Annotated in this window: 20 protein-coding genes and 1 pseudogene; 11 read left to right on the plus strand and 10 right to left on the minus strand. The window is 42.3% G+C overall.

Annotation, left to right across the window (positions count from 1 at the left end; all coding sequences use genetic code 11):
- Positions 1-91 precede the first annotated feature (91 nt).
- Positions 92-1024, plus strand: a complete 933-nt coding sequence (locus tag QL886_RS11065) for an FAD-binding protein (RefSeq protein ID WP_057758839.1) — start codon at positions 92-94, stop codon at positions 1022-1024.
- 206 nt (positions 1025-1230) lie between these two features.
- Here QL886_RS11065 and QL886_RS11070 read toward each other — a convergent pair whose 3' ends face one another.
- Both QL886_RS11070 and QL886_RS11075 read right to left on the minus strand, forming a co-directional pair.
- Entirely contained in the window at positions 1231-2025 is a 795-nt protein-coding gene (locus QL886_RS11070) for an RNA methyltransferase (RefSeq protein ID WP_290178735.1), read from the minus strand.
- Between the two features lie 105 nt (positions 2026-2130).
- Entirely contained in the window at positions 2131-3114 is a 984-nt protein-coding gene (locus QL886_RS11075; protein ID WP_290178736.1) for a class 1 fructose-bisphosphatase, read from the minus strand.
- A 389-nt stretch (positions 3115-3503) separates the two neighbouring features.
- Between QL886_RS11075 and QL886_RS11080 the strand changes: the two genes are divergently transcribed.
- From QL886_RS11080 to QL886_RS11090, 3 genes are read left to right on the plus strand one after another with little or no spacing between them, the layout of a single operon-like run.
- Entirely contained in the window at positions 3504-4577 is a 1074-nt protein-coding gene (locus tag QL886_RS11080) for an aspartate carbamoyltransferase catalytic subunit (RefSeq protein WP_114701674.1), read from the plus strand.
- Positions 4578-4636: 59 nt separating this feature from the next.
- Positions 4637-5848, plus strand: coding sequence for a dihydroorotase (locus QL886_RS11085; protein WP_290178737.1), 1212 nt, complete (start codon positions 4637-4639; stop codon positions 5846-5848).
- Positions 5841-6389, plus strand: coding sequence for a DUF2127 domain-containing protein (locus tag QL886_RS11090; RefSeq protein WP_238068996.1), 549 nt, complete (start codon positions 5841-5843; stop codon positions 6387-6389). Before QL886_RS11085 ends, QL886_RS11090 begins: the two co-directional genes overlap by 8 nt.
- A 78-nt stretch (positions 6390-6467) precedes the next feature.
- Here QL886_RS11090 and QL886_RS11095 read toward each other — a convergent pair whose 3' ends face one another.
- The 3 genes from QL886_RS11095 to QL886_RS11105 form a co-directional block, all read right to left on the minus strand.
- A complete protein-coding gene (locus QL886_RS11095) occupies positions 6468-7742 on the minus strand; it encodes a sodium:proton antiporter (RefSeq protein WP_201580267.1) in 1275 nt (424 codons plus the stop codon).
- Positions 7743-7896: 154 nt separating this feature from the next.
- Positions 7897-9513 carry a DUF2254 domain-containing protein gene (locus QL886_RS11100; protein ID WP_290178738.1) on the minus strand — a complete coding sequence of 539 codons (1617 nt, stop codon included), beginning with the start codon at positions 9511-9513 and terminating at the stop codon, positions 7897-7899.
- Positions 9506-11089, minus strand: coding sequence for a YhjD/YihY/BrkB family envelope integrity protein (locus tag QL886_RS11105; RefSeq protein ID WP_290178739.1), 1584 nt, complete (start codon positions 11087-11089; stop codon positions 9506-9508). The genes QL886_RS11100 and QL886_RS11105 overlap by 8 nt, the downstream gene beginning before the upstream one ends.
- A gap of 255 nt (positions 11090-11344) precedes the next feature.
- On the opposite strand from QL886_RS11105, the gene wrbA reads away from it, so the two are divergent.
- Together wrbA and QL886_RS11115 are read left to right on the plus strand one after the other, a co-directional pair.
- Positions 11345-11962 (plus strand): NAD(P)H:quinone oxidoreductase, encoded by a 618-nt coding sequence (gene wrbA / locus QL886_RS11110; protein ID WP_114701670.1) that lies wholly within the window; start codon positions 11345-11347, stop codon positions 11960-11962.
- A gap of 140 nt (positions 11963-12102) precedes the next feature.
- Positions 12103-12552, plus strand: a complete 450-nt coding sequence (locus tag QL886_RS11115; RefSeq protein ID WP_201572260.1) for a hypothetical protein — start codon at positions 12103-12105, stop codon at positions 12550-12552.
- 110 nt (positions 12553-12662) lie between these two features.
- Here QL886_RS11115 and QL886_RS11120 read toward each other — a convergent pair whose 3' ends face one another.
- Positions 12663-13442, minus strand: a complete 780-nt coding sequence (locus tag QL886_RS11120; RefSeq protein WP_290178740.1) for a DUF3108 domain-containing protein — start codon at positions 13440-13442, stop codon at positions 12663-12665.
- Between the two features lie 478 nt (positions 13443-13920).
- Between QL886_RS11120 and groES the strand changes: the two genes are divergently transcribed.
- Positions 13921-14211: a co-chaperone GroES gene (groES, locus tag QL886_RS11125; RefSeq protein WP_057758860.1), complete on the plus strand. Its 291-nt coding sequence runs from the start codon at positions 13921-13923 to the stop codon at positions 14209-14211.
- A 123-nt stretch (positions 14212-14334) separates the two neighbouring features.
- A complete protein-coding gene (groL, locus tag QL886_RS11130; protein WP_101204842.1) occupies positions 14335-15984 on the plus strand; it encodes a chaperonin GroEL in 1650 nt (549 codons plus the stop codon).
- Between the two features lie 189 nt (positions 15985-16173).
- Here groL and QL886_RS11135 read toward each other — a convergent pair whose 3' ends face one another.
- From QL886_RS11135 to QL886_RS11145, 3 genes are all read right to left on the minus strand, one after another.
- Positions 16174-17613, minus strand: coding sequence for a tetratricopeptide repeat protein (locus QL886_RS11135; RefSeq protein WP_290178741.1), 1440 nt, complete (start codon positions 17611-17613; stop codon positions 16174-16176).
- Between the two features lie 15 nt (positions 17614-17628).
- The gene (locus QL886_RS11140) at positions 17629-18978 is read right to left on the minus strand and encodes a hypothetical protein (protein WP_290178742.1); all 1350 of its coding nucleotides are present in this window, start codon (positions 18976-18978) and stop codon (positions 17629-17631) included.
- Between the two features lie 249 nt (positions 18979-19227).
- Complete coding sequence (locus QL886_RS11145; protein ID WP_057758867.1) at positions 19228-19683, minus strand: Lrp/AsnC family transcriptional regulator; 456 nt, start codon at positions 19681-19683, stop codon at positions 19228-19230.
- Positions 19684-19830: 147 nt separating this feature from the next.
- On the opposite strand from QL886_RS11145, the gene QL886_RS11150 reads away from it, so the two are divergent.
- From QL886_RS11150 to QL886_RS11160, 3 genes are read left to right on the plus strand one after another with little or no spacing between them, the layout of a single operon-like run.
- Positions 19831-20748 carry a DMT family transporter gene (locus QL886_RS11150; protein ID WP_290178743.1) on the plus strand — a complete coding sequence of 306 codons (918 nt, stop codon included), beginning with the start codon at positions 19831-19833 and terminating at the stop codon, positions 20746-20748.
- A gap of 18 nt (positions 20749-20766) precedes the next feature.
- The gene (locus QL886_RS11155; protein WP_290178744.1) at positions 20767-21945 is read left to right on the plus strand and encodes an aromatic amino acid transaminase; all 1179 of its coding nucleotides are present in this window, start codon (positions 20767-20769) and stop codon (positions 21943-21945) included.
- Positions 21946-21970: 25 nt separating this feature from the next.
- Positions 21971-22639: a glutathione S-transferase family protein gene (locus QL886_RS11160; protein ID WP_290178745.1), complete on the plus strand. Its 669-nt coding sequence runs from the start codon at positions 21971-21973 to the stop codon at positions 22637-22639.
- A 128-nt stretch (positions 22640-22767) separates the two neighbouring features.
- Here QL886_RS11160 and yaaA read toward each other — a convergent pair.
- Positions 22768-22959 (minus strand): annotated as a pseudogene (yaaA, locus tag QL886_RS11165) (peroxide stress protein YaaA); the annotation flags it as partial.
- Between the last annotated feature and the right edge of the window lie 146 nt (positions 22960-23105).

The following is a 23105-nucleotide window of genomic DNA, read 5'->3' on the forward strand; positions in this document are numbered from 1 at the left end:
TTTATCTTATATTAAATGATAGTTGCTCAAATAGCTTTGTACACAAACAACCGCATGAATAGATAATACGAATATATAAAGGACTAAAACCATGGCAATTTTGGTATATGCAGAACATGACAATGCCAGTCTAAAAAAGGCAACTTTAAACACCATCGCTGCTGCTAAACAAATGGGTGATGATATCCATGTATTGGTTGCTGGTAGTGGTAGCCAAGCTGTTGCGGATGAAGCGGCAAAAGCAGAAGGTGTGACTAAAGTACTATTGGCTGACAATGCTGCTTATGAGCATCAATTGGCAGGTAACGTGGCGCTATTGGTTGCTGATATCGCTGGTGATTACAGCCATATCCTAGCGGCTGCGACCACGACTGGCAAAAACTTTATGCCACGCGTTGCTGCGTTACTTGACGTCAGCATGCTGTCTGAAATCTCAGGTGTAGTAGATGCGCAAACGTTTGAGCGTCCTATCTATGCAGGTAATGCGACAGCGACAGTAAAAACCACAGAAGACAAAGTGGTACTAACCGTACGTACCACTGCGTTTGACCCAGTGGCAAGCGAAGGTGGTTCAGCTACTGTTGAAACTATCGACAATGTACAAGAAACTGGTAAAGCTAGCTTCGTTAACGAAGAAATGGCTAAGTCTGATCGTCCAGAATTGACGTCAGCTGGTATTGTTGTTTCTGGTGGTCGTGCCTTGGCAAACGGTGAAAACTTCACCAAGTACATTGAGCCATTGGCTGACAAGCTAGGCGCTGCTGTTGGTGCATCACGTGCTGCTGTTGACGCAGGATATGTACCAAACGATATGCAGGTCGGTCAAACGGGTAAAATCGTTGCACCGCAGCTATATATCGCAGCTGGCATCTCAGGCGCGATTCAGCATTTGGCTGGTATGAAAGATTCTAAAGTCATCGTTGCTATCAACAATGACCCAGAAGCACCTATCGCTAGCGTTGCTGATTACTTCTTAGAAGCTGATCTATTCGAAGCACTACCTGAGCTAACCAGCAAGGTTTAATATATAGTCACAGAACTACTAAACGGCTACGGCGTTAACCTCCTTAGATGTACTACTTGTACAGTCTGCAGTCGGCTGCCTTGTATTCGTTTTAGACTTCTTTGACTATATCAGTAGTAGACAGATAATAAAAAACCCACTATCAATTGATAGTGGGTTTTTTTATGCTTGATAGGTAGGATTTTAATAGCAGTTATAAATGGACGCTAAGAGTATTGTCTTTGGCGTAAGGTTTCGTAAAGACATAAAGACCCTGCAATCGCTACATTTAAGCTCTCTTGACCATTTGGCTGTGGTAAAGCGATAGGCGTAGCACATTGCATTAAATCGTCGCTAACGCCTTGGCCTTCATGACCCATAATCCAAGCCACAGGCGCAGATAAATCGTGCTCGTAAATGATAGTATCTGTATGTGAGCTAGTCGCCAAAAGCGGCACTTGTACGTGATCTAAAATATCTTGCGTACTCAAGCCCTCATAGATAGTCAGGGCAAACTGTGCACCCATACCTGCTCGTAGCGTCTTGGGAGACCAAGCTTGAGCGGTCGCACTGGTACATAGAATATTGCGGATACCGACGGCTGCTGCTGTACGTAGCAGCGTACCAACATTCCCGCTATCCTGCACGTCGTTCAAGATTAAGCAGTCCTCATCGATCATCGATAGGCTAGGCGTTGGTACTTTGATTATCGCCATGATATCAATGCCAGTACCCAAGCTACGAATACTCTCATAAAGTGAGTCTGGCAAAGTAAGAATAGGCGTATAAGTGGGCAGGCGAGTCAATACCTGCTGAACTTCAGGGTGGCTACGCGCTGACTCAGACAGTAGTATCTGGACGAAAGGATAGTCACTACGCAGCGCAGCATCTATCAAATGGACGCCTTCTATGACTGTCTGACCGTTCTTTTTACGCTGGCGTGCTTGGGACAACAGTGCTTTCACAAGCTTCACTGTTGTGTTCTTATCTGAGGTAATCAGCTCGGTGGGATTTAATACCATAGTGGATCGCTTAGAGAAGAGTAAAGGAGTTGTTTAGATAACCAGCATAACGCCTATTATTGATTTAGCATTACGTTGGCTACTCTTAACAGGTGCGTCAATCAATTATTTTTCAGAATAATTGACGTGTAAGTCTTTCACGTAATTGACTTCGTTTTTGCTACCGAGTACCACTGGTACACGCTGATGGATATCAGTCGGTTCGATATCTAAGATACGATTGACAGCGTCTGTCGCACCGCCACCCGCGCGTTCAATCAATAGGCTCATCGGATTGGCTTCATACATTAAGCGTAGTTTACCCGCTTTATGAGCATATTTGGTATCAAACGGATAAGTGAACAGACCACCGCGGCATAAGATGCGATGGACGTCACCAACCATGGCGGCTACCCAACGCGTATTAAAATCGCGTCCACGTACGCCTGTCTCGCCAGCGATTAACTCATCAATGTACTGCTGCATCGGTACGCGCCAGTAGCGATAATTTGAGGCATTAATAGCATATTCGCTTGTATCGGCATCAATTTGAACATTGTCTTCTATCAGCACATAGTCAGAAGTCTCTGGATCTAGGCTAAACATCACGACTTTATCAGCGATGGTTAGCGCTAGTACAGTAGAGGTGCCATATAGCAGATAACCGGCTGCTAGCTGTCTGTTACCTGCTTGCAAATAGTCGCTATTTTCACTGGTTTGACCTTGGCGATCATACGGTAAGATAGAAAAAATCGTACCTACTGCCATATTGATGTCGATATTTGATGAGCCATCTAATGGGTCAAATAGTACCAATAGGCTACCATCGTCATTAGCAGGGGTCGCGTCATCGAGCTCTTCTGACGCAACACCAGCACAATGTGCATTTTTTGCCAATGCATCTAGCAGTAAGTCATTTGCTAGTACGTCTAGCTTTTTCTGATCTTCGCCTTGAACGTTTTGATTACCAGCTTCGCCCAAAATGTCTGCTAAAGCGCCTTTTCTGAGCAGTTGTGAAATCGTCTTACCGACATCAGTGACAGTGGTAATCACGTCGTTAAGTGCAGGGCTAGTAGCATGTTGGTTTAGATAGTCTGCTAAGGTCGTCATAAGGCTTCCTAATAAATGGTATGGAAAGTAAAAGAACGGATAGGTGTCAAAGTAAAGAAGTAGGTGGCATTTAGCACACCTGAAATAGGTAAATTCTTAAATAGCTAATACGGCATCTTTGTCCCGACCACAAAATCGGCTACACTATATCTATTGTTATTCATTTATAGTTTTGTCAGAATTATTCTCTATGAGAATACAGCATGTCTACTCACGCTTTCTGATTGTCTGCTGAGGCTATTTTTTGGTCGAATTTGATTACGGTAAATTGTAGCAAATAAGCGTCAAAATGTCCTTTGTATATATACCTATCAGTGATAAATGATCGAACAAAGATGAATAAGTGATTACTATAGACTCATATAAACCCACAATAAAGACTCGCCATTATGTCAAATTCTATCGATAGTAGCGCTACACAACCAGTCTCACCGACTGATTATGCAAAATTTGATCCCAATACGATTCATCAAAGGCTCAATACCTCACTAAGTCGTCCGCAGCTCAACACCGATGGCAGTATCAGGCATTTCTTAGGTGTTGAAGGTCTTAATAAAGCACAGCTCAAAGCTATTATCGCAAAAGCAGAGACTTTCTTTGATGAAAACGGACAGCTAATCAATCGTCCTGAGTTAGACGGCTATACGGTCATGAATTTGTTCTTCGAACCATCGACTCGTACCCGGACGACATTCGAGGTGGCAGAAAAACGCTTGGGTGCTAATGTACTCAATATCGATATCGAACGTTCTAGTACCAAAAAAGGCGAGAGTCTGCGCGATACGCTGTGGAATCTACAGGCGATGACGGCAGATATTTTTGTAGTACGCCATTCAGCATCAGGTGCCGCGCATTTTATGGCGACAGAGGTGACGCCTGATATTGCTATCATTAATGGTGGTGATGGCTGGCATGCGCATCCTACTCAAGGAATGCTCGACATGTTGACTATTCATCGTGAGGCACCGCGTCCATTCGAAGAGCTGTCTATCGCGATCGTTGGTGATATTAAGCATTCACGCGTGGCACGCTCTGATATCAGTGCACTGCAAACACTAGGTGTGACAGACATCCGTGTGTGTGCGCCGCGTACTCTACTGCCTAAAGGTATCGAACGTTTTGGCGTGCAAGTATATGAAAACATGGATGAGTGTGTCACTGATTGTGATGTGATCATGGGATTAAGAATACAAAATGAGCGTATCGGTTCGCCGCTCTTAGCATCATCGAGTGAATACTATAAGCATTATGGGATCACGCCGGAGCGAGTAGCGCTTGCCAAACCTGATGCGCTAGTTATGCATCCAGGGCCGATGAACCGCGGTGTTGAGATTGCCTCTAGTGTGGCTGATGGCGCACAATCCGTTATCTTAAAGCAGGTAAATAACGGTATTGCCATTCGCATGGCGGTCTTGTCGCTTGCGATGGAAGGTCAACGTGCTCATCAAGCGGCTGGCAAGTAAACAGCCTGCCGCGCGACTTATTCTCATTTATTTCATTTTATTGATACGGTAATAACGTTATGTCTACCATGCTTAATACGGATGCACCCATTCTTGACCATTTACCAAAAGCATTTAAAGATGCATTGCCACAAACTGCAACAGAAAAACTGTCTACACTCGATTCTGACCGTGAGATGTGGTTATTGCCACCACTAGTAGATCTATGCGCGCGCTTGCGTGAGCCAGGCCAGCAGCAACACGGCACGCTAAAATCAGAAGGCAGCGCAGCTCGTGGTAATGGATTTTTGCATGTAGTCACACCTCCTGATACCAATCCTATTTTAGAAAATGGTTCACTTTTAAAGGGCTTGCGTGAGCGCGCCTTAAGTGATGGCGGGATTTACTTGCATATTTTGGGTGCATTGACCACAGGGTTAGAGGGCGAACGACCCTCTAACATCGCAGGGCTTAAAAAGGGCGGCTGTATCGCAGTATCCAATGCGCGTAGACCTTTTCGCAATGATTTAGTATTGCTACGTACATTAGAATACGCGGCGACTTTTGGTATGAAAGTATTCTTTTATCCTGATGAGCCAAGTCTGTCTGGAGATGGCGTGGCACATGAGGGCTATATTGCTTCTTATCATGGTCTGCAAGGGATTCCTTGGATTGCAGAAACTGTTGCACTGTCTACGCAGCTATTGATGGTGGAAGAGACTGGAATCGCTGCTCATTTTAGCCAGTTATCATGTAAGTCTTCCATTGAGCTCATGCGCTGGGCAAAAGACAAAGGTCTGCCGGTTACGTGTGATGTTGCGATGCATCAGCTGTATTTAACTGATGACAATCTTGAAGGCTTTAATGCTCAGGCATATGTGTTGCCACCGCTACGTAGCAATACTGACCAACAGGCAATCCGCCGTGGATTAAAGGATGGCACTATCGATGCTATCTGTAGTCATCACGAGCCATTGAACAGTACCGCCAAAAAAGCACCATTTGCTGAAAGTACGCCAGGTATCTCAAACTTCGATACGTTTATGGCGTTGGCTTGTCAGCTGGTAAATGACGATGTCTTAACACTCTCGCAACTGGTAGATAAAATCTGCCTGAATCCTGCAAAAATCGCAGGTATTAGTGAGCAGTATGAAGCTATCGGCGGTGCAGTATTGGTCGATCCTAACCTTGAGTGGCAAGTAACCGCGCAATCGATGCTATCAAGTGGTAAAAACACGCCGTTTTTCAATCAGCAGTTGCAAGGACGTGTTGTGGAGACATTCTTTGGCTAATTTGCCCCGACAGGATGACCGTCTGCCGCCATCCTCGAAGGATAAAGGGGTTGCTATGAATGGTCAGCAAGAAAAATCGCGCAGTACGGCGAGTGAGTCTATTAAAGCGGTGGCCATTTATGAGGTAGTCAAAGGTGTTGGTGCGTTACTAGGAGCAGGGGCATTATGGTGGTGGCATACCAATCTTGAGCATTGGCTAACGACCGCAACGGTTACTTGGCAGCGCAGCTTCGGGCATATGCTTGCCCCGCAAATCGATAGTGCCGTACGTATTGCTCAGCAAGCAAGTAAAAACTGGCCGATGTTTTTATTATTGATATTTGCTTACGCCAGTTTGCGCTTCCTCGAAGCCTATGGCTTATGGCATGACAAAACATGGGCGTATTGGTTTGGGGTATTAGGCTACGGGGTATTTATTCCTATAGAAATCTACTATCTGATCGTTAGCCCGTTTGACTGGTTTAAGCTTGGAATATTGGTTTCTAATCTGCTCATTATTATTGTGGTTTATCGCAATATGAAACGAAAGGGCTTGATATAACGTTTAAGTTTAAGTCAAAAAATCCAGCATAAGATACTTGTCTTATGCTGGATTTTTTGTGCCTGTTATATTTTTAGCTTATACGTCTACTGGTTTTTCATCCGTACGAATGCTTTTAGCGACTTTTCCAACGCTCAGACCTTGTACCAAGATAGAGAAAATCACCACCGCATAAGTGAGTGCCAATAAAATCTCTCGTTCAGCCCCGATTGGTAGCTGTAATACTAGCGCGACTGAGATACCACCGCGTAAGCCGCCCCACGTCAGAACTTTCCATGCGCCCGTAGGCAAATCAAGCTGACGATGAAAGGTCTTGGTCGTCATGCCTACCACGATAAATCTGGCAACGAGCGCAATCAAAATCGTCAAACCACTCGCTATAAATAAATTGCCTGAATAAGCAATCATGACCACTTCTAGACCGATGAGCACAAACAAAATGGCGTTTAAAATCTCATCAATCAATTCCCAAAACAAATCAATATAGTGCCGTGTCTTATCACTCATTGCTAGCTCGCGACCACGGTTACCGACCATCAGACCCATCATGACCATGGCGAGTGGCCCTGATAAATGCCAATGGCTGGCCAACGCGTAGCCACCGATGACGCCTGCTAATGTTAATAGCACTTCTTCTTGATAGCTATCAATGCTCTTGAGCAAGTAATACAAAATCGCACCAAGTACCAGTCCGAATACAACGCCGCCACCAGCTTCAACCGCTAATGTATGTGCGACGTAGTTGGCAGTAGGAATATCACCGCTAGATAAAATCCCCAGCAGTAAGACAAAAATAACCACGCCGATACCATCATTGAACAATGACTCGCCAGCGATGACGGTCTCGATGCTCTTTGGAGCACCTGCTGATGAGAGGATACCCATGACGGCGATAGGATCGGTAGGGGAGATAAGCGCCCCAAACAACAGGCACCAGAGAAACGGCAGGCCGAAACCAAACAACGGCAGCATAAAATAAATCGCGGTCGCAATGAGCATCGCTGATATGATCGTACCAAGTCCCGCAAGGATGCCGATAGGTAACTTGTAACGTCTTAAGTCGCCAATATTGACGTGTAACGCGCCTGCAAATAGCAACATCGATAGCATACCGTCTAAGAGAACTTCGGTAAAATCAAGCTGTTCCAATAAACTGACTTCGTAATCGATCAGCTGATCAAACCCTAAGAAGCCCAAAAATATCGCACCAATTGACAGTAAGATAGAGATGACCATGACACCGATAGTGGTCGGCAAACCAATGAAGCGGTGATTAATATAAGTTAATGAAGCAGTAATCGACAAAAATATGGCGCTGATTTCTAGGATGGTGAGGCTGGTTGCAGATGCCATAAAAAGTAGGTCTCATATAAATATAAAAAGTATCTAAAGCGCAGGGCTTATAGGGACGTTATAAGTGTTGCTAGCTATAGGTATTGTGATTATAAGTAATGTGTTTATAAAGGCTAATATTGCCATCTATTTAAACACTTAACTGGTCATATCATTAACTAGACTGTGTCTGTAACGCTTGACGAATATTCGCTTCAAACTCACTCACGTAATTAAAATGCTTGTGCTGAGCATCATTATCAAGGATAAATTGCTTGGCTTGTTCGCACATAGCGACCAAATCATCGACCAACTCTTGATAATTTAAGTTCTCTTCTCCGGCGCGCTGAATCAGATGCAATTCATGTAATAGCGTTTGCTGCTGTGCGCTGTTTACCCGTGCATAGTTCAAATTGACCATTGCCTGACATAATGCTTTTAAGACCATTAGGTCAGCAGCTGCATAACGACGTATCTCACCGAGTGATACATTGATAAAGTCAGAAATTTTGGGGATATGAGTGACTAGTGCCAATATGGCCAGTCGCTTCTGTTTGATAGTATTTTCAGAGCTATCGTTAGTGTCTGATTGCGGTATATGAAAATGATAAGGGCTTGGTGGCTGACGACGCATCATAATACTCAGACAGCTGGTTAGAGACTGAACGCAATTGACAGCAGTCTTTGGATCATTGATACCAGGGGATAACGCGCGTACAGCAATTTCCGTCATCTGACCTAAGCTATAGGCGATATCGTTAGAGTGCGCCAATCGTTGCTCAAGTCGCAGGCAACCTGCAAGACGTTGCCAAAACAGTCCATCAGGCGCTCGCGGTATCACTGCCAGATGCGGTGTTGCTGTCCTTTGGCGATTATTCGGATGAGAGGCAGGTCGCTGATAAAAGTAACCAATGACGTTTTTGTCAGTGACGTAATTACCGAGGTTGACATGCATCTGTACCACGCCACCATAATCCTGTGACAGCGCAATCAATGACTCAAGATAAATCTGCTGTAGATAACCTGAATTTGGTGAATAAATAGGCATAGCAGGCCAGTTTTGGAACTGCTCGATATCATGGTGCTCAGCATCGCGTTGATGTTGAATGTCACATCGATCGTTATACCAATAGTAAATGTTTGCAATTGCATCGTTGCTAGCGTTTTGAATGACGTGTGACGCTTGAATAGCATGCACCATATGCTGCACAAAATAAACTAAAAGCAGCGCACAGATAATCGCCATGATAATGGCAAAAGTTACTGCCAATTGCGGTACACCAAAAGCTACGTCAGACTTATGGATAGACTTCAATACCAGTAAGCTATAGCTAAATGTACCGATAAAAGCGCCAAGGACAAACTGGTTTGGGGTATCAGTCAAAAAGTTACGTAGCAGTCTTGGGCCAAACTGTGAGGATGCCATCGACAGGACGGCGATCGTAATCGAAAATGTCGTACCGGCCACGCCCAATACCGCACCAGCGATGGCTGTCATAATCGCGCGCGCAGCCTCGTCATCACCAGTAAAGGCGAAGGAGATCTCTTTTACCGTTTCACGATCAAAATGCTGATCAATCGCGACTAGCAAAGGAGCAAGTAAAATACCGACAATGACGCAAGCAGTTGGAATAAACCAATAAGAGCCAATCAGCCATTGCCACAAATTATTTAAGCGATCAGGTAAGTCAGTCAGCGTTTGTATCGACCACAACTTAGTGAACTGCTTAAGCCTGTTTTGACCTGCATTGATCGTACGTGTCCAGACACTGTCTCCATCATTTTTATTCACTGTGATGAGCCTTAGGGTTATCTGCTTCTGTAATAATAGCGTTTTTATGCGTACGTCTGGTCATATCTGTCTCAGTATGACTCTCACTAGTCCCTAGAGGTATGATGGCTTCATTGTCGTGATCGTCATATTCAATATTACTGTCTTTGTCGTAAGCCATAGGCTCTAGGTGCGGTGAGGCTTCGAGATTTGGATTATTACCGTTGTAAGCACTCTCATCATGTCTATCTAGATTATCATGTCGTTGTACATTTTCAGTGGCGGCAGAGGTTTTTCTAAATAATTTATGGTCATCGATATGCTTACTGTTAGATTGTTTACGCGGTTCGCTATTGGCAAAGATAGCATTTAGCGGCAGGTGCAGTTGCTGTTTGGCATACGCTTCAGTATTCTCAAAACGTTTTACCAATAAACTTAGCCAAGGCTTTTGACCTTCCAATTTCATCTCATCCAGCTCGTCTTTGATAGGAAGTGGATAGGGCAAGGTACGATAAAAGTCCCATAACGTCATCCTACTCAGATCTCTTTTGAGTACATAGTCATCATCATCTGTCATGGTAATAAGATTGCTGTCTTGTAGGTAGTTGATATAGGTATACCATTTCGGCAGCTCTTTGCGACCTAAGACATTACGCAGTGCTTGCTCGCTAACGGCTTCACCTTTTAAGTGGTGGGTATAGACCAAATTCAACATATCTAACAAGCTGAGTAACGGGTGACGAGGGTAGACTTCTTCTGTCTCAAAAATTGTCAAGGTATAGCTGATTTCAACGCCTAATAAAATCAAATTCCACGACAGATAAATCCATAGTAGAAAGATAGGCAAGGCGGCAAAAGCGCCGTAAATCGCTTCGTAGCTGGTAAAGTTAGCCATCACTGTACCAAACAGATGCTTCATTAATTCAAAGACAATGGCCACGAACACGCCAGCGATGGCTGCATTTTTTGCTGGTACGCGCGCCTTTGGAATAAACCAGTACATACCGATAAAGCCCGCCATCGTAATACCAATCGATGCCATTTGTACCCAAAAGCTCCAGTCGATACCGTAGCCAGCAATTTGACGATTAAGAAAGCTCAGACTCTGTACAGTACTTGAAGCGATAAAAGCGGTGCCCAATACTAACGGTCCTAGGGTAACGATAGTCCAATAACGCAGCATGCTTTTGATGCCACCCGAGCGATCTTCTACTCGCCAGATTTGGTTAAACGCGCGCTCGATAGTGGTCAATGTCATGATAGTCGTAAAGAACAAAATCATGGCACCAATAATGGTTAGATTGGATGACTTTTCGGCAAAGCTATTAATGTACTCACTAACTTGCATGCTCGATTGCGGCAATAGATTGCTATAAATGACGTCATAAATCTGCGCTCTAACCGATGCGAGTGCTGGTACGGATGACAAAATCATCAGTAATACCGTCAATACAGGCACGATCGACAGCATAGTGGTGTACGTCAGTGAAGCTGCCTTTTGCTGGCAATTATCTTCAAAAAAATGCCGAGTCAAAAACCGTAAAAACTGAAACCAGCGCTGCTGTAAAAACGGGAGTTTTTGAGATAATTTTTCCATGTCGACCATTAAGCAAAAGTAAGAGTGACAATAGTGTAACAAAGATGAACGGTTATCATCTGCGGTTTAATTGTGTCAAAATGCACCACGTAGCGCATCAGATACAATATAAGTCAGGTTATCAATCATGGTTATTTGCATGACAGTGAATGACTCGGGCATAATGTGCACATATTCTACAATGCCAGTTAGTCATATATTTCGCCGCATTTTTGGTGGCTAGTATGTTAACGATTTTATAAGGAAGCTTTGCTAATGAGTCAGACCGACCCTTATGTTCTGGTGCTTTATTATTCTAATTACGGTACGACTAAGACATTAGCATATGCTATCGCTCAAGGTATTGAAGATGCTGGCATGACTGCGCGTATCCGTACGGTACCGACAGTGGCACCTGAAACCACGTCAAGCAAGCCTGCGATACCTGATGAAGGCGACTTGTACTGTACGATGGACGATCTCAAGGACTGTAGCGGTCTAGCGCTTGGTAGCCCAACGCACTTTGGTAATATGGCCGCACCCATGAAGTATTTTTGGGATAATACCGTGACCTTATGGCTGGCAGGGAATCTACAAAACAAACCAGCCTCAGTATTTACGGCGACAGGTTCCATGCATGGTGGCCAAGAAACGACGTTGTTGACGATGATGTTGCCGCTGATGCATCACGGTATGGTCATCGTAGGTGTGCCCTATGCAGAGCCAGCATTGAACCGTACTCATCGCGGCGGCACGCCTTATGGGGCCAGCCATGTCAGCGGTGCATCGCATGATCAGCCTATATCTGCTGACGAGCGAGATTTAGGTATTGCTCAAGGTCGTCGTTTAGCGATTACGGCAGCTGCATTAGCACAGGCTAATTGGAGCCGATAAGTAACTTTTATAAACCTGCTGTCTAGAGTCATCTAAGTCTGCAAGTCTACGATTTAATGCCTATAATCACTCGGTTATAAGCACGCACTAACTATTCATATTCAGCAGTATATTATTCATTTAGGAAATCAAAATATCTAATGGCCACAACCCGCTCTAATACAAAGCCTCTTAAAACGGTTAAGCCTATCGCACCTATTGCACAGCGCTTAAAGGTTACGTGGTTAATTTGGCTCGTTTATAGACTGCTCGGATTGCCTATCTTTATTAGTATCTTTAATCCTAGTAGCCCTGATATCGTTGGCGGTATTGCTTGGCAGGCGTTATGGCTAGTGCCAGCATTGATTTTGACGCCATGGATATTGCGTGGTCGTTCACCTTATGCATTGTTGATAAGTAGTATGTTTACCCTAGTATATTTGGGCGCGAGTGGCGTGGTGCTGTTTACTCGTATATATGGCAGTAGCTGGGCAGAAATCGCCGTGTACTTAACGGATTTCTTACTATTGCTTGCTATCAATATTTGGCTATTTATTCTGCTTAAACGCCTGCCTTCGATGAACAACGTTGTGAAGAAACCTCGTCAATAATTGAATTTATCTAAAGCCTAATAAATTATACCTATCAATCTAAAACCATAAAAAAGCGGCGCTCCATCTGGAGCGCCGCTTTTTCGTTTATAACTCTAAAGACAAGTAGATTAGTTAACCTTAGTTAATTCTAAATCCATTTTCTTACCATCGTTAATTTGGCTAACTTTAACTGGCATATAGTCCAAGCTTGGGGCTAACCAAAAACTGGTAGAGCGGCTATCGTCATCGTGAACGCGGTCAACACGTACCGTATCAAAGGTACCCGCTGGTACGGTAATCTTAGTGCTGCCTGATTTTTTAAATGGCGTCTTCTCGATTTTGTCTTTTTTCGCCATGTAATAGTTACCAGAGAATTTACCGTTTAATAAATCCTGACGAATCTGTACCTCAAGGCTCAAATCATCAAAGGCTTGTTGCGACATGTTCATAGTCGTCGACTTGCCCTTATAGTTACTAGTGACTTTTTTGCTGCTTGGGTTGAAGTCTAGTTTATGCGTGCGACCCATGCCAAGTAGTTTGTAAGTGGTGCTCGCCTGCGTAGGACTGACATTGTTGCCATTAAGCGTAAAAGTGCTGTTTTGCGAGGCACTCGCCACACCAGCGACGCGAGCCTTAACGTTATATTTCCACGTATTCCCAGATTTGCTTAGCGTACGAGTTGCTGTGCCTTTGTATTTGTCCTCAACGGTAAAACTATAATCGGCAGTTGATGGTTGAACAGTTTTTGCGCTAGCTAGGGTAGGTGCGGTCATACTCAAAGCTCCAACGGTAGAGATACTGATGCCTGTCACTAAGGCAGATAAAAATTTAGATGGACTGCGTTTTGCGTTATTAGCAGTATTAACATTGTCGCTTGATGACTCTTTGTGCGTTGATAAAAAACTCATAGATACCCCTTCATTAATTTATTGCCGATATAGCAACTTTTATCGTTCGTTCTTATTATGTTTACCAGACCTATAATGGTCATACGCTGTTACATTTTCAAGCGTGATGTCATACCGCTTCGTGTAGTGCTTGTAGCAAATGTTTCTATAGTTGATTTGGTATTGGTCAAAACATAAATTCAGCTCGCTAATATTTCTAAATATTCCTACTTTTTGTCCTTTGTCTAACTAGCATATTGACTCTATTCAACGTAAAGCATCGGTATGAGATGTTGATTGATCAATTTTTGCAAAATAATCTTGTAAATTTTTGGGCTTTACACTTGAACCGAACTCACCTTGCCCCCACTTTTTGTTACAAGCTCAAGGCTTATCTATAAAGCGTTGTTTTTGGCAGTGTTCCCTATAGATACTGGTATTGAGACCATTAATTCAAATAAACCCTTAATTTTATCAACTAACTTTTGGAGTCATATCGATGAACATTCGTCCTTTACATGACCGTATTGTCGTCCGCCGCATAGAAGAAGAAACAAAGACAGCTGGTGGTATCTTGCTTCCTGGTTCAGCACAAGAAAAACCTTCACAAGGTGAAGTGCTTGCAGTTGGTAATGGTCAAGTTCGTGACAACGGTGAAACTCGTGCGTTAGATGTAAAAGCTGGCGACAAAGTTTTGTTCGGTCAATATGCTGGTCAAACCGTAAAGGTTGACGGTGAAGAACTATTGATTATGAAAGAGTCTGATGTATTGGGTGTGCTAGAAGGCTAGTCCTTTTGAGTATCATTTTATACTCAGCACATTTTGATAGCAGTTTCTAATAATCGCTTTTGATAAGCAACTATCAAATCAATCAATTGTATTCTCATACTTATAATAGTGGAGTAATTTAACATGGCAAAAGACGTAAAATTCGGCATTGATGCCCGTAAACAAATGATGGACGGCGTAAACGTTCTAGCAAACGCAGTACGTGTAACACTAGGCCCTAAAGGTCGTAACGTTGTTATCGACAAATCATTTGGCGCACCTACCATCACTAAAGATGGTGTTTCAGTTGCCAAAGAAATCGAGCTAGAAAACAAATTTGAAAACATGGGTGCACAGCTGGTACGTGAAGTGGCTAGTCGCACTAACGATGTTGCTGGTGATGGTACAACTACTGCAACTGTATTGGCTCAGTCAATCCTACAAGAAGGCATGAAGTCAGTGGCTGCTGGCATGAACCCAATGGATCTTAAGCGCGGTATCGACAAAGCGGTACGTGAAGCGGTTAAAGAAATCCATAAACTATCAACGCCAGCTGACGATCACAAAGCAATCGCTCAAGTTGGTTCTATCTCTGCAAACTCAGACACCAAAATCGGTGAGCTGATCTCGCAAGCGATGGAAAAAGTAGGCAAGCAAGGCGTTATCACTGTTGAAGAAGGTTCAAGCTTCGAAGATACCCTAGAAGTTGTAGAAGGTATGCAGTTTGACCGTGGTTATATCAGCCCATACTTTGCCAACAAGCAAGACAGCCTAACTGCTGAATTTGAAAACCCATATATATTGCTAGTTGACAAAAAAATCAGCAATATCCGTGAGATCGTGCCATTACTTGAGCAAGTAATGCAGCAGAGCAAGCCGTTGCTAATCATCGCTGAAGATGTAGAAAACGAAGCACTAGCAACACTAGTTGTAAACAACATGCGTGGCGGCTTGAAAACTTGTGCCGTTAAAGCACCAGGTTTCGGCGATCGTCGTAAAGCAATGCTAGAAGACATCGCAACGCTAACTGGCGGTACTGTAATCTCTGAAGAGATTGGCCTAAGCTTAGAGACTGCTACTCTAGAGCAACTTGGTACTGCTAAGAAAGTGACTGTCGGTAAAGAAAACACCGTTATCGTTGATGGCGCTGGCAACAAAGCTGACATCGAAAACCGTGTTGAGTCTATCAACCGTCAAATTGAAGAGTCTACTTCTGACTATGACAAAGAAAAGCTACAAGAGCGTGTTGCTAAACTAGCAGGCGGCGTAGCAGTGATCAAAGTCGGCGCAGCAACTGAAACTGAAATGAAAGAGAAGAAAGACCGTGTTGACGATGCGCTACATGCGACTCGTGCAGCGGTTGAAGAAGGCGTTGTACCTGGCGGCGGTGTTGCCTTAGTTCGTGCGATGAATGCATTGTCTGAACTACGCGGTGACAACGATGACCAGAACGCTGGTATGAATATCCTACGTCGCGCGATGGAAGCACCACTACGTCAAATCGTAACCAACGCTGGCGAAGAAGCTTCAGTTGTGGTCAACGAAGTGAAAAGTGGCAGTGGTAACTACGGTTACAACGCAGCGACTGGCGAATATGGCGATATGCTAGAGATGGGTATCCTTGATCCAGCTAAAGTTGCTCGTTCAGCACTAGAAAACGCTGCATCTGTTGCAGGCCTAATGCTAACGACTGAAGTTATGATCACTGATTTACCACAAGGTGATGACGGTATGGCTGCTATGGGCGGCGGTGCTGGAATGGGCGGTATGGGTGGAATGGGCGGCATGATGTAATATATGCCTCGACTAAATTTGTACGACGTTGTTAACCTCGCTCGATGTACTATCAGTACAATCTTCACTTGGTTGCCTAGTCGTACGGCTTTAGTCAACTCATAAAGCGCTTATTTAACCTAGTACATATCAAAACCCCCGATAGGCAATTGCCTATCGGGGGTTTTGATATGTACATAACCAAAAAAATCAATTTATCAATTTTTCAATTGAGTCGATAGTTGATAAAGTAACTGCTACGTTTTCTGTATCACCTATTTCTCTAGAGATAGCTAATGATCTATTAAGATACTGTAAAGAAGCATCAAATTTTCTCTGATCACAATAGATAATTGAAATATTGTATAGAACGGTACTTAAAAGAACTTTGTTTCCTACTTCTTCACATATTTTTAAAGATTTTTTTAAGTATTGGAGTGCCAAGTCTTTGTAACCTTTATCACCATAAATAGTAGCAATACCGTTGTAAGAATGACTTATACCTACTCTATTTCCTATGTCTTGGCTAAGTTTTAAAGCTCTGTTCATATAATCTAAGGCTTTGTCGTACTCTCCGATTTTATAATATATACCTCCTGTATTGATATAACGTGTACTCAGAGCTATATCATCATTAGCTTTAGCATCAATTTTTAAAGAATTTTCTAGTTCCTTTAGGGCATTTTTGTAATCACCACGTGCTATATAAACCAATGATATATTATTGGATATTGCTCCATTATCACTTACACCGTTCAACTCTTCTCCCAAGCTTTGAGCTTTCATAAGGCAATCTAAAGCTTTATTATAATTGCCTTGAGCCTGATAAATTTGAGAAATATTACTTAGGATAGTCTGTTCAGCTACCTTGTTATCTATTTGTATAACAATTTTCATAGCATCTTTCCAGTGCATCAACGCTTCATCTAAGTTCCCTATAGAAAAAAATAAGTCTGCCATTAACGTTCTTACATAGGCTTGATCATTTAATGTAGTTGCTTCATCTAATAATGCTCTAAGTGATTTTAGTTGGGCTTCTTTTTCTACAGAAGTTTGATAATGTTGAGAGAGGATTTGAGAGTCTGGATGCTTCAATGAACTGTATTGATCAAAAGCAGCAAGTTTTTTTTGATCTAAATTACTATCAAAATGATAAATATCACTGTACCAATCATAAAAATCACTCGCTTGATTTGCGAGTAGCGCTAATGCATAACTTGGTAACCAAAATATAATAGGGACCTTAAGCGCTTGAAAATAGCTCCTACGCCAGTTTAACTCGCTTACAGTTTTGATAATTTGTTCATCAGAGCCTGTAGGTAGTAGTTGTTCAAGACCAATTATATTGATGGCATCTAATGATTGTTTAGACTCTGCATTTTGATACTTATTTTTCTGTTTATTTACCCATTCATCTATATGTAGACCTTCGTTTTTCGGATAATTAGCAATATCAAGGGTCAGTAAGTTTAGATTATTTGTATTGTCAAGCTCACCAATCAACTGCCTGCGCAAATTGGGTAAATTACACTCGACAAAATACAAAGCATATTCGTTTTCAGAACGCTTAATATTGCGTTTAATACGTTGAAGAACTTCTATTTGTTCTTCGGTAATGGGAGTATTTATTGAAAATTCTAAAATATCCATAAGTAAGATTCGCTACTAAGTCGTGCCAGAACTATTAGAGTTCTGAGCATTAGCCGCTGTTAGATTATTTATTTCATCCATAACCCATCCTATTTCTAAACAAGCGGGATGTAGTTTGGCAGAACGTTTGCCGTTCTCGTATTCAAGTATAACTCGATTAAGCAGTAATTGATTTGTTCTCTCATCGTCTGGATTAACTAACTCGGTTCTATAGACTCTTTCTAAAATGGGAATATCGCTTGGTTTCAACAATCTATCGTATTCTCTAGTCAATCTAGAGACTGCATATTTTACTTCTTTAGCAGATACTTTAGTTTCGTCAGTATCACAAGACAATCTAATAAGGCGCATCAAATCACGTACTACACCACCAGAGCTTTTAATTAGTATATCAACAAGCGTAGGGTAAGAAAATACGGCTTCTATATCAACACGTTTTTGTACCAAATTTTTGAGAGTAGATTTACCAGCATTATTTAGCCTTACCATAGGTAAAATGTAAACATTTTCATAGTCGTTTTGCAGATTACTAATAAAGAACAAGCTTATAGGAGTGGTGTATACCACATGAGATTGTAGTGATAACAATTGCTCAGCATGTTGAACAAAAAGCTGAGTATGACTATCTGACTGATTATGCATTAACGAAAAGGTTCGATAGTGCATTTTTTCGAGACCGTCGACAATAATAACTATGTCTTTATAGTCCTTCTTCTGAATTTCATTGCGTACGGTAATCAAAAATTGATTTATTTTACTAATAAAGTCTGATGCCCTTTTTTCAATTTTTTCACGTATGGTACTACGCTGGCTTTGACTATGTTTAATATCTCCGGTTAAACTACCGAATAGCTTTAATATAGAGGGTATACCTATATTCGCCTCTAAACCAGCACTAGCCTTACCATCTACTTTCTTTTCAATATTTGATTCTGTATATATCTCCTGAGTGATCCAGTTATGAATATCTGTTATCGTATCATTGTCAATGTCGATATTACTTTCTTGTAGAACTTTACTAGTTCCATCGACCATTGCCAGAAAGATATCGATATAGCTAATATCTGCCAAATCCAAAGCATCACCTACATCGAAATAAATACAGAAATAATGGTCTTGCTCTAATCTTTGCTTAAGCCTAAATAGCTCAGTTGTTTTACCTGAACCTCGGTGACCACTGATCAGATAAGTACAAGTATTATCGTCTGAGCGCTCAATACTACGACGAATTGTACTAATTATCTTTATATTCTCTCCTCTTACCTCTGATAAATCTATGTAGCGATTATCATCAGCAGGAAGAGCATAATCAGGATTACATTGCTTATATGCATCAACGACATTAGTTGCTGGCAAGATTGTCATAAAGTACCTGTATAGTTATTGGTTTATTCTAACTGCTAGTTCTTTCAGTATACCCCTTTTAGAGATTTGCTTCGAATAATCCAAATGATATTACTGAGCTACCACATCTCGTCTAAACGTCCACGTCTTATTAACAGACGCTTCTTTGTAATAGCAATATTCTGTCAAATTCAAATGAACTCACTATGGGGCTTGCTACTCACGAATTATCGAGCGAGACATTTTTCTCCTAATCTGTATAAAAGAGTCTCAAACAAAAATGGGTAAAGTTGTCTTATTGATTACCTTTCTCACCGATAAATGAGTATGTATGTCTTTTACGCTAGCAAGCTTGTGTAGTTTACGTGTGAACCGCTCATAACCATCGAGATTAGGGCTGACTACTTCTAACAAATAATCGTAAGAACCCGATACCACATGTCCATTAATCACCTCGTCCATATTGGACAGAGCGCGTTCGAAGGCTGCGATAGATTCTTCTTGGTGGCTGTTGAGACTGACCTCCACAAAGAAACTCATCGCAATACCCGCTTTGGCTTTGTTTACGTTCGCTTGATAGTTTTCTATATAACCTTCATCTTCCAAACGTTTGAGGCGCCTTGCGCAAGGAGATGGCGACAGCCCTATACGTTCGGACAGTTCGGCTGTAGATAAGCGTGCTTCTTTCTGGAGCACTTCCAAGATATGGCGGTCGATTTTGTCCATAATTTACCTTTTGGCTTTTTAAGCCAGTAATTTTGATTTAATTGGCATTATCCACCAAATATTTGCAAAATTTCAATGAATAAATAGAGATAAAAGCGCGTATTTTAATCGATAATTGGTCTTTGTATACCAGCATAAGACACGACTATGAATACGATATTCCACCCCTCATCGCGCAAAAATCCTTTGTTTATGATGTCGCCACTAACCAAAGGCTATGTGGCGATGAGCGTTGTATTATTGATTTGGTCAGGATTTGCGTTGACTGTACGAGCGGTTGGAGCATCGTCGCTAACTATTGCCGATGTCATGCTCATTCGCTTTAGCGTGCCGCTGGTTTTGTTGACTCCTTGGGTACTCTCTAGTTTGAATGAAGTCAAAAATATCAGACTGCCAGATATCATGTTTGTTTTACTTGGTGGCGTGCCTTTTCTTTTATTAGCCGCTTTTGGTGCAAGTACGGTACCAGCAGCTTATGTTGGTACTATTTTGACAGGTACGCCAGTCTTCTTTGCCGCAATATTGTCTTTTATTTTTTATCGTCAGCGAATATCATTGAAGAAATTTGCCGCATTGATCCTTATTCTCTTTGGTATCGCTACTATGATTGGCGGGCGTGCACAGTCAATACCTAATAGTCTTCTGTATGGTGTGGGGTTACTGTTGATGGCAAGCTTGATTTGGGCGGGTTATACCTTAGGGTTAAAAAGCACCAAGTTGAGTCCAATAGCTGTCGCTATCGTGCTCTCTTATACCTCGTTTTTTCTGACATTGATAATGGTTCTGTCTGGTATTGTGGAGACCAATATAGGTTCTGTATCTTTTGATGAAGCGCTTCCGTTTATCCTAGTACAAGGACTTGGTGTAGGGGTGGTATCCACCATTGCGTTTTCTTATGTAGTCAAACAGCTGGGCTCCATTCGTACCTTATTACTTGGTTCCTTGTCCCCAGGATTGACCGCTATACTGGCTACGCTGATACTCAATGAGTCTCTATCAGTTATTATGATATGCGGCATCGTACTCAGTACCATTGGGGTCATCTTGTCCAATCGAGCGAAATAAACTAATTAAGGAAGTATCATGATGTTAAACAATATGCCTATCATCAATGGTGATCCACTATGGGCATTGTTAGGTAGGTTCCGCGCTGACCAACGCAAACATAAAATAGATTTATTGGTTGGTGTCTATCGAGACGAGCATGGCAATACGCCTGTAATGAAAACCGTGCAAAACGCAGAGATACATCTTGCTCATGAAGCTCATTCAAAGGCTTATGGCATGTTATCGGGTAACGCTAATTTTAATCAACAAATGGCAAAATTGGTACTGGGTGACAGTCCAAGTCTAAAAGACCAGTGCACGATTCAGACGGTTGGGGCATCAGGGGCGCTACGACTCATTGCTGACTTTATTGCCACGCTCTCTCCAGATTCAACCGTTTGGATCAGTGACCCTGGCTATATCAATCATCGTCCGCTGATGGAAGGTGCTGGATTAAGAGTTGATACGTATCCATGGCAAAATAAAAATGGCCAGTTGGATATTGACGCGTGTTTTGCCGCGCTAGAAAAAGCAAAAGAAGGAGACGTGTTGTTATTACATGCGTGCTGCCACAATCCTACCGGTATAGATCCTTCTTTAGAGCAGTGGCAACTGTTTTCTGATAAATGTAAACAGAAAAATATTGTCCCGTTTATTGATATGGCATATCAAGGTTTTGGAGATGATCCTGATACCGATGCTGCAGGGCTTCGTCTAATCATTGAAGATTCTGATTTTGCATTTATCGCCGCCAGCTGTTCAAAGAACATGGGACTATACAATGAGCGTACGGGTATTGCCACGGTAATGACGACGAACCATGAGCGCCATGCAGATATACAGACACTTTTAGAAACCATCACACGCGCCAATTACTCCATGCCGCCCAATCACGGTGCCGCAGTGGCTTCTTATTTGCTAGACAAACCAGACGCTTGGCTAGACGAACTGGTAAGCTACCGTAGTAGGGTAGATACTATTCGTCAAGCATTAGGCGCAGCATTAAAAGATAGGGGTGCACCTGCAGAGTTTTTGGACATTTCGCACCAAAAAGGCATGTTTTCTCTGCTACCGCTAACAGAAAATCAAATGCTCATATTGCAAGATGAGTTCGCGATTTACGGTATGCCAAATGGTAGAATCAATATTGCAGGTTTGAAAATGACGGAAATCCCTCAACTGGCTGACGCTATCATATCTATTATTTCACGTTAGAGAATAATTTTTATCGTTCAGTGCAATGGTTTCATTCATTAATCGCAACAGTAAGAAGGACACGACTATTTATACTTTATATTGGGATAAGGGTGGTGCCAATATGGCTATCCATGCTGTCTTTGAAGAATTAGGCGTTTCTTATGAAATGATAGAAATAGACCTATCTAAAAACATGCAAAAATCAGCTGAGTATCTAGCCATCAATCCAAATGGTAAAGTACCTACGTTAGTGCATAAAGGACAGGTCATTTATGAGTCTGCGGCAATTTTAATGTATGTGTTAGATCAGCACCCAGAGTCTGGGCTAGCACCTGACACAGGATGCCCTAAGCGCGGGGTTTATTACCAGTATTTGTTTTGGATGTCTTCTACACTGCAAGAAGCCGCTAATCGCTGGGCACATCCCGAGCAGCACATCAACGGCGAGCACAATTTGCAACAAGTGAAAGATAAAGCGAATGATGTACTAACCCACTGCTGGGATATTATTGAAAAGGGATTAGCCAATAATGGTCCATGGTTGTTAGGCGATAAATTAAGTGGTGCTGATTTCCATTTATTTATGATTGCTCACTGGAGTCAGCGATATGCGAGTCGAGCACAGGATTGGACACACCTAAATGAACACTATCAAGCAATGCTAAACCGCACCTCGGTACAGAAAATGATGGAACAAGAAGGATTGTTATAATCCGTTCATAGGTTCAACTCGAAGATATCTGGTGAATGAGCTAGAAGCACTGAATTCAATGCTTCTAGTGACTTCTAGTGACTTCTAGTGACTGTAGTAAATGTAGTTTTGACTCGTATTATCTCAAGCTACTGATCCGCCGCATCCCTTCTAAACGTCCACGTCTTATCATCAGACGCCTCGATGCAGTAATAATATCCCGCCAAATTAAACTGCTTTAGCTGCTCAGTATTGGTCAGCTTATTATCAGCAGCATATTTGACCATTAGTCCACGGGCTTTTTTGGCATAAAAGGTAATCACTTTATATTGACCATTTTCTTACCTTTCTCGATAAATCGTGTTTCGCTAAAAGTATGATTTTGTCATAAGACCTATTTGACTACTAAGAGCTCTTTATCGAAAGATAGCAGGGCTTTTTTTGCGTCTAGTTTTAATAGTGAGTTTCTTTTAACATGTATTACTAT

The organism is Psychrobacter sp. APC 3281, from assembly GCF_030407815.1.
GTDB lineage: Bacteria > Pseudomonadota > Gammaproteobacteria > Pseudomonadales > Moraxellaceae > Psychrobacter.

What these genes read in the sequence shown, in the direction of transcription:
- QL886_RS11065 (WP_057758839.1), top strand. Translation starts at nt 92, where the DNA reads ATGGCAATTTTGGTATATGCAGAACATGACAATGCCAGTCTAAAAAAG.
- QL886_RS11070 (WP_290178735.1), bottom strand. Translation starts at nt 2,025, where the DNA reads ATGGTATTAAATCCCACCGAGCTGATTACCTCAGATAAGAACACAACA.
- QL886_RS11075 (WP_290178736.1), bottom strand. Translation starts at nt 3,114, where the DNA reads ATGACGACCTTAGCAGACTATCTAAACCAACATGCTACTAGCCCTGCA.
- QL886_RS11080 (WP_114701674.1), top strand. Translation starts at nt 3,504, where the DNA reads ATGTCAAATTCTATCGATAGTAGCGCTACACAACCAGTCTCACCGACT.
- QL886_RS11085 (WP_290178737.1), top strand. Translation starts at nt 4,637, where the DNA reads ATGTCTACCATGCTTAATACGGATGCACCCATTCTTGACCATTTACCA.
- QL886_RS11095 (WP_201580267.1), bottom strand. Translation starts at nt 7,742, where the DNA reads ATGGCATCTGCAACCAGCCTCACCATCCTAGAAATCAGCGCCATATTT.
- QL886_RS11105 (WP_290178739.1), bottom strand. Translation starts at nt 11,089, where the DNA reads ATGGAAAAATTATCTCAAAAACTCCCGTTTTTACAGCAGCGCTGGTTT.
- wrbA (WP_114701670.1), top strand. Translation starts at nt 11,345, where the DNA reads ATGAGTCAGACCGACCCTTATGTTCTGGTGCTTTATTATTCTAATTAC.
- QL886_RS11115 (WP_201572260.1), top strand. Translation starts at nt 12,103, where the DNA reads ATGGCCACAACCCGCTCTAATACAAAGCCTCTTAAAACGGTTAAGCCT.
- QL886_RS11120 (WP_290178740.1), bottom strand. Translation starts at nt 13,442, where the DNA reads ATGAGTTTTTTATCAACGCACAAAGAGTCATCAAGCGACAATGTTAAT.
- groES (WP_057758860.1), top strand. Translation starts at nt 13,921, where the DNA reads ATGAACATTCGTCCTTTACATGACCGTATTGTCGTCCGCCGCATAGAA.
- groL (WP_101204842.1), top strand. Translation starts at nt 14,335, where the DNA reads ATGGCAAAAGACGTAAAATTCGGCATTGATGCCCGTAAACAAATGATG.
- QL886_RS11135 (WP_290178741.1), bottom strand. Translation starts at nt 17,613, where the DNA reads ATGGATATTTTAGAATTTTCAATAAATACTCCCATTACCGAAGAACAA.
- QL886_RS11140 (WP_290178742.1), bottom strand. Translation starts at nt 18,978, where the DNA reads ATGACAATCTTGCCAGCAACTAATGTCGTTGATGCATATAAGCAATGT.
- QL886_RS11145 (WP_057758867.1), bottom strand. Translation starts at nt 19,683, where the DNA reads ATGGACAAAATCGACCGCCATATCTTGGAAGTGCTCCAGAAAGAAGCA.
- QL886_RS11150 (WP_290178743.1), top strand. Translation starts at nt 19,831, where the DNA reads ATGAATACGATATTCCACCCCTCATCGCGCAAAAATCCTTTGTTTATG.
- QL886_RS11155 (WP_290178744.1), top strand. Translation starts at nt 20,767, where the DNA reads ATGATGTTAAACAATATGCCTATCATCAATGGTGATCCACTATGGGCA.
- QL886_RS11160 (WP_290178745.1), top strand. Translation starts at nt 21,971, where the DNA reads ATGGTTTCATTCATTAATCGCAACAGTAAGAAGGACACGACTATTTAT.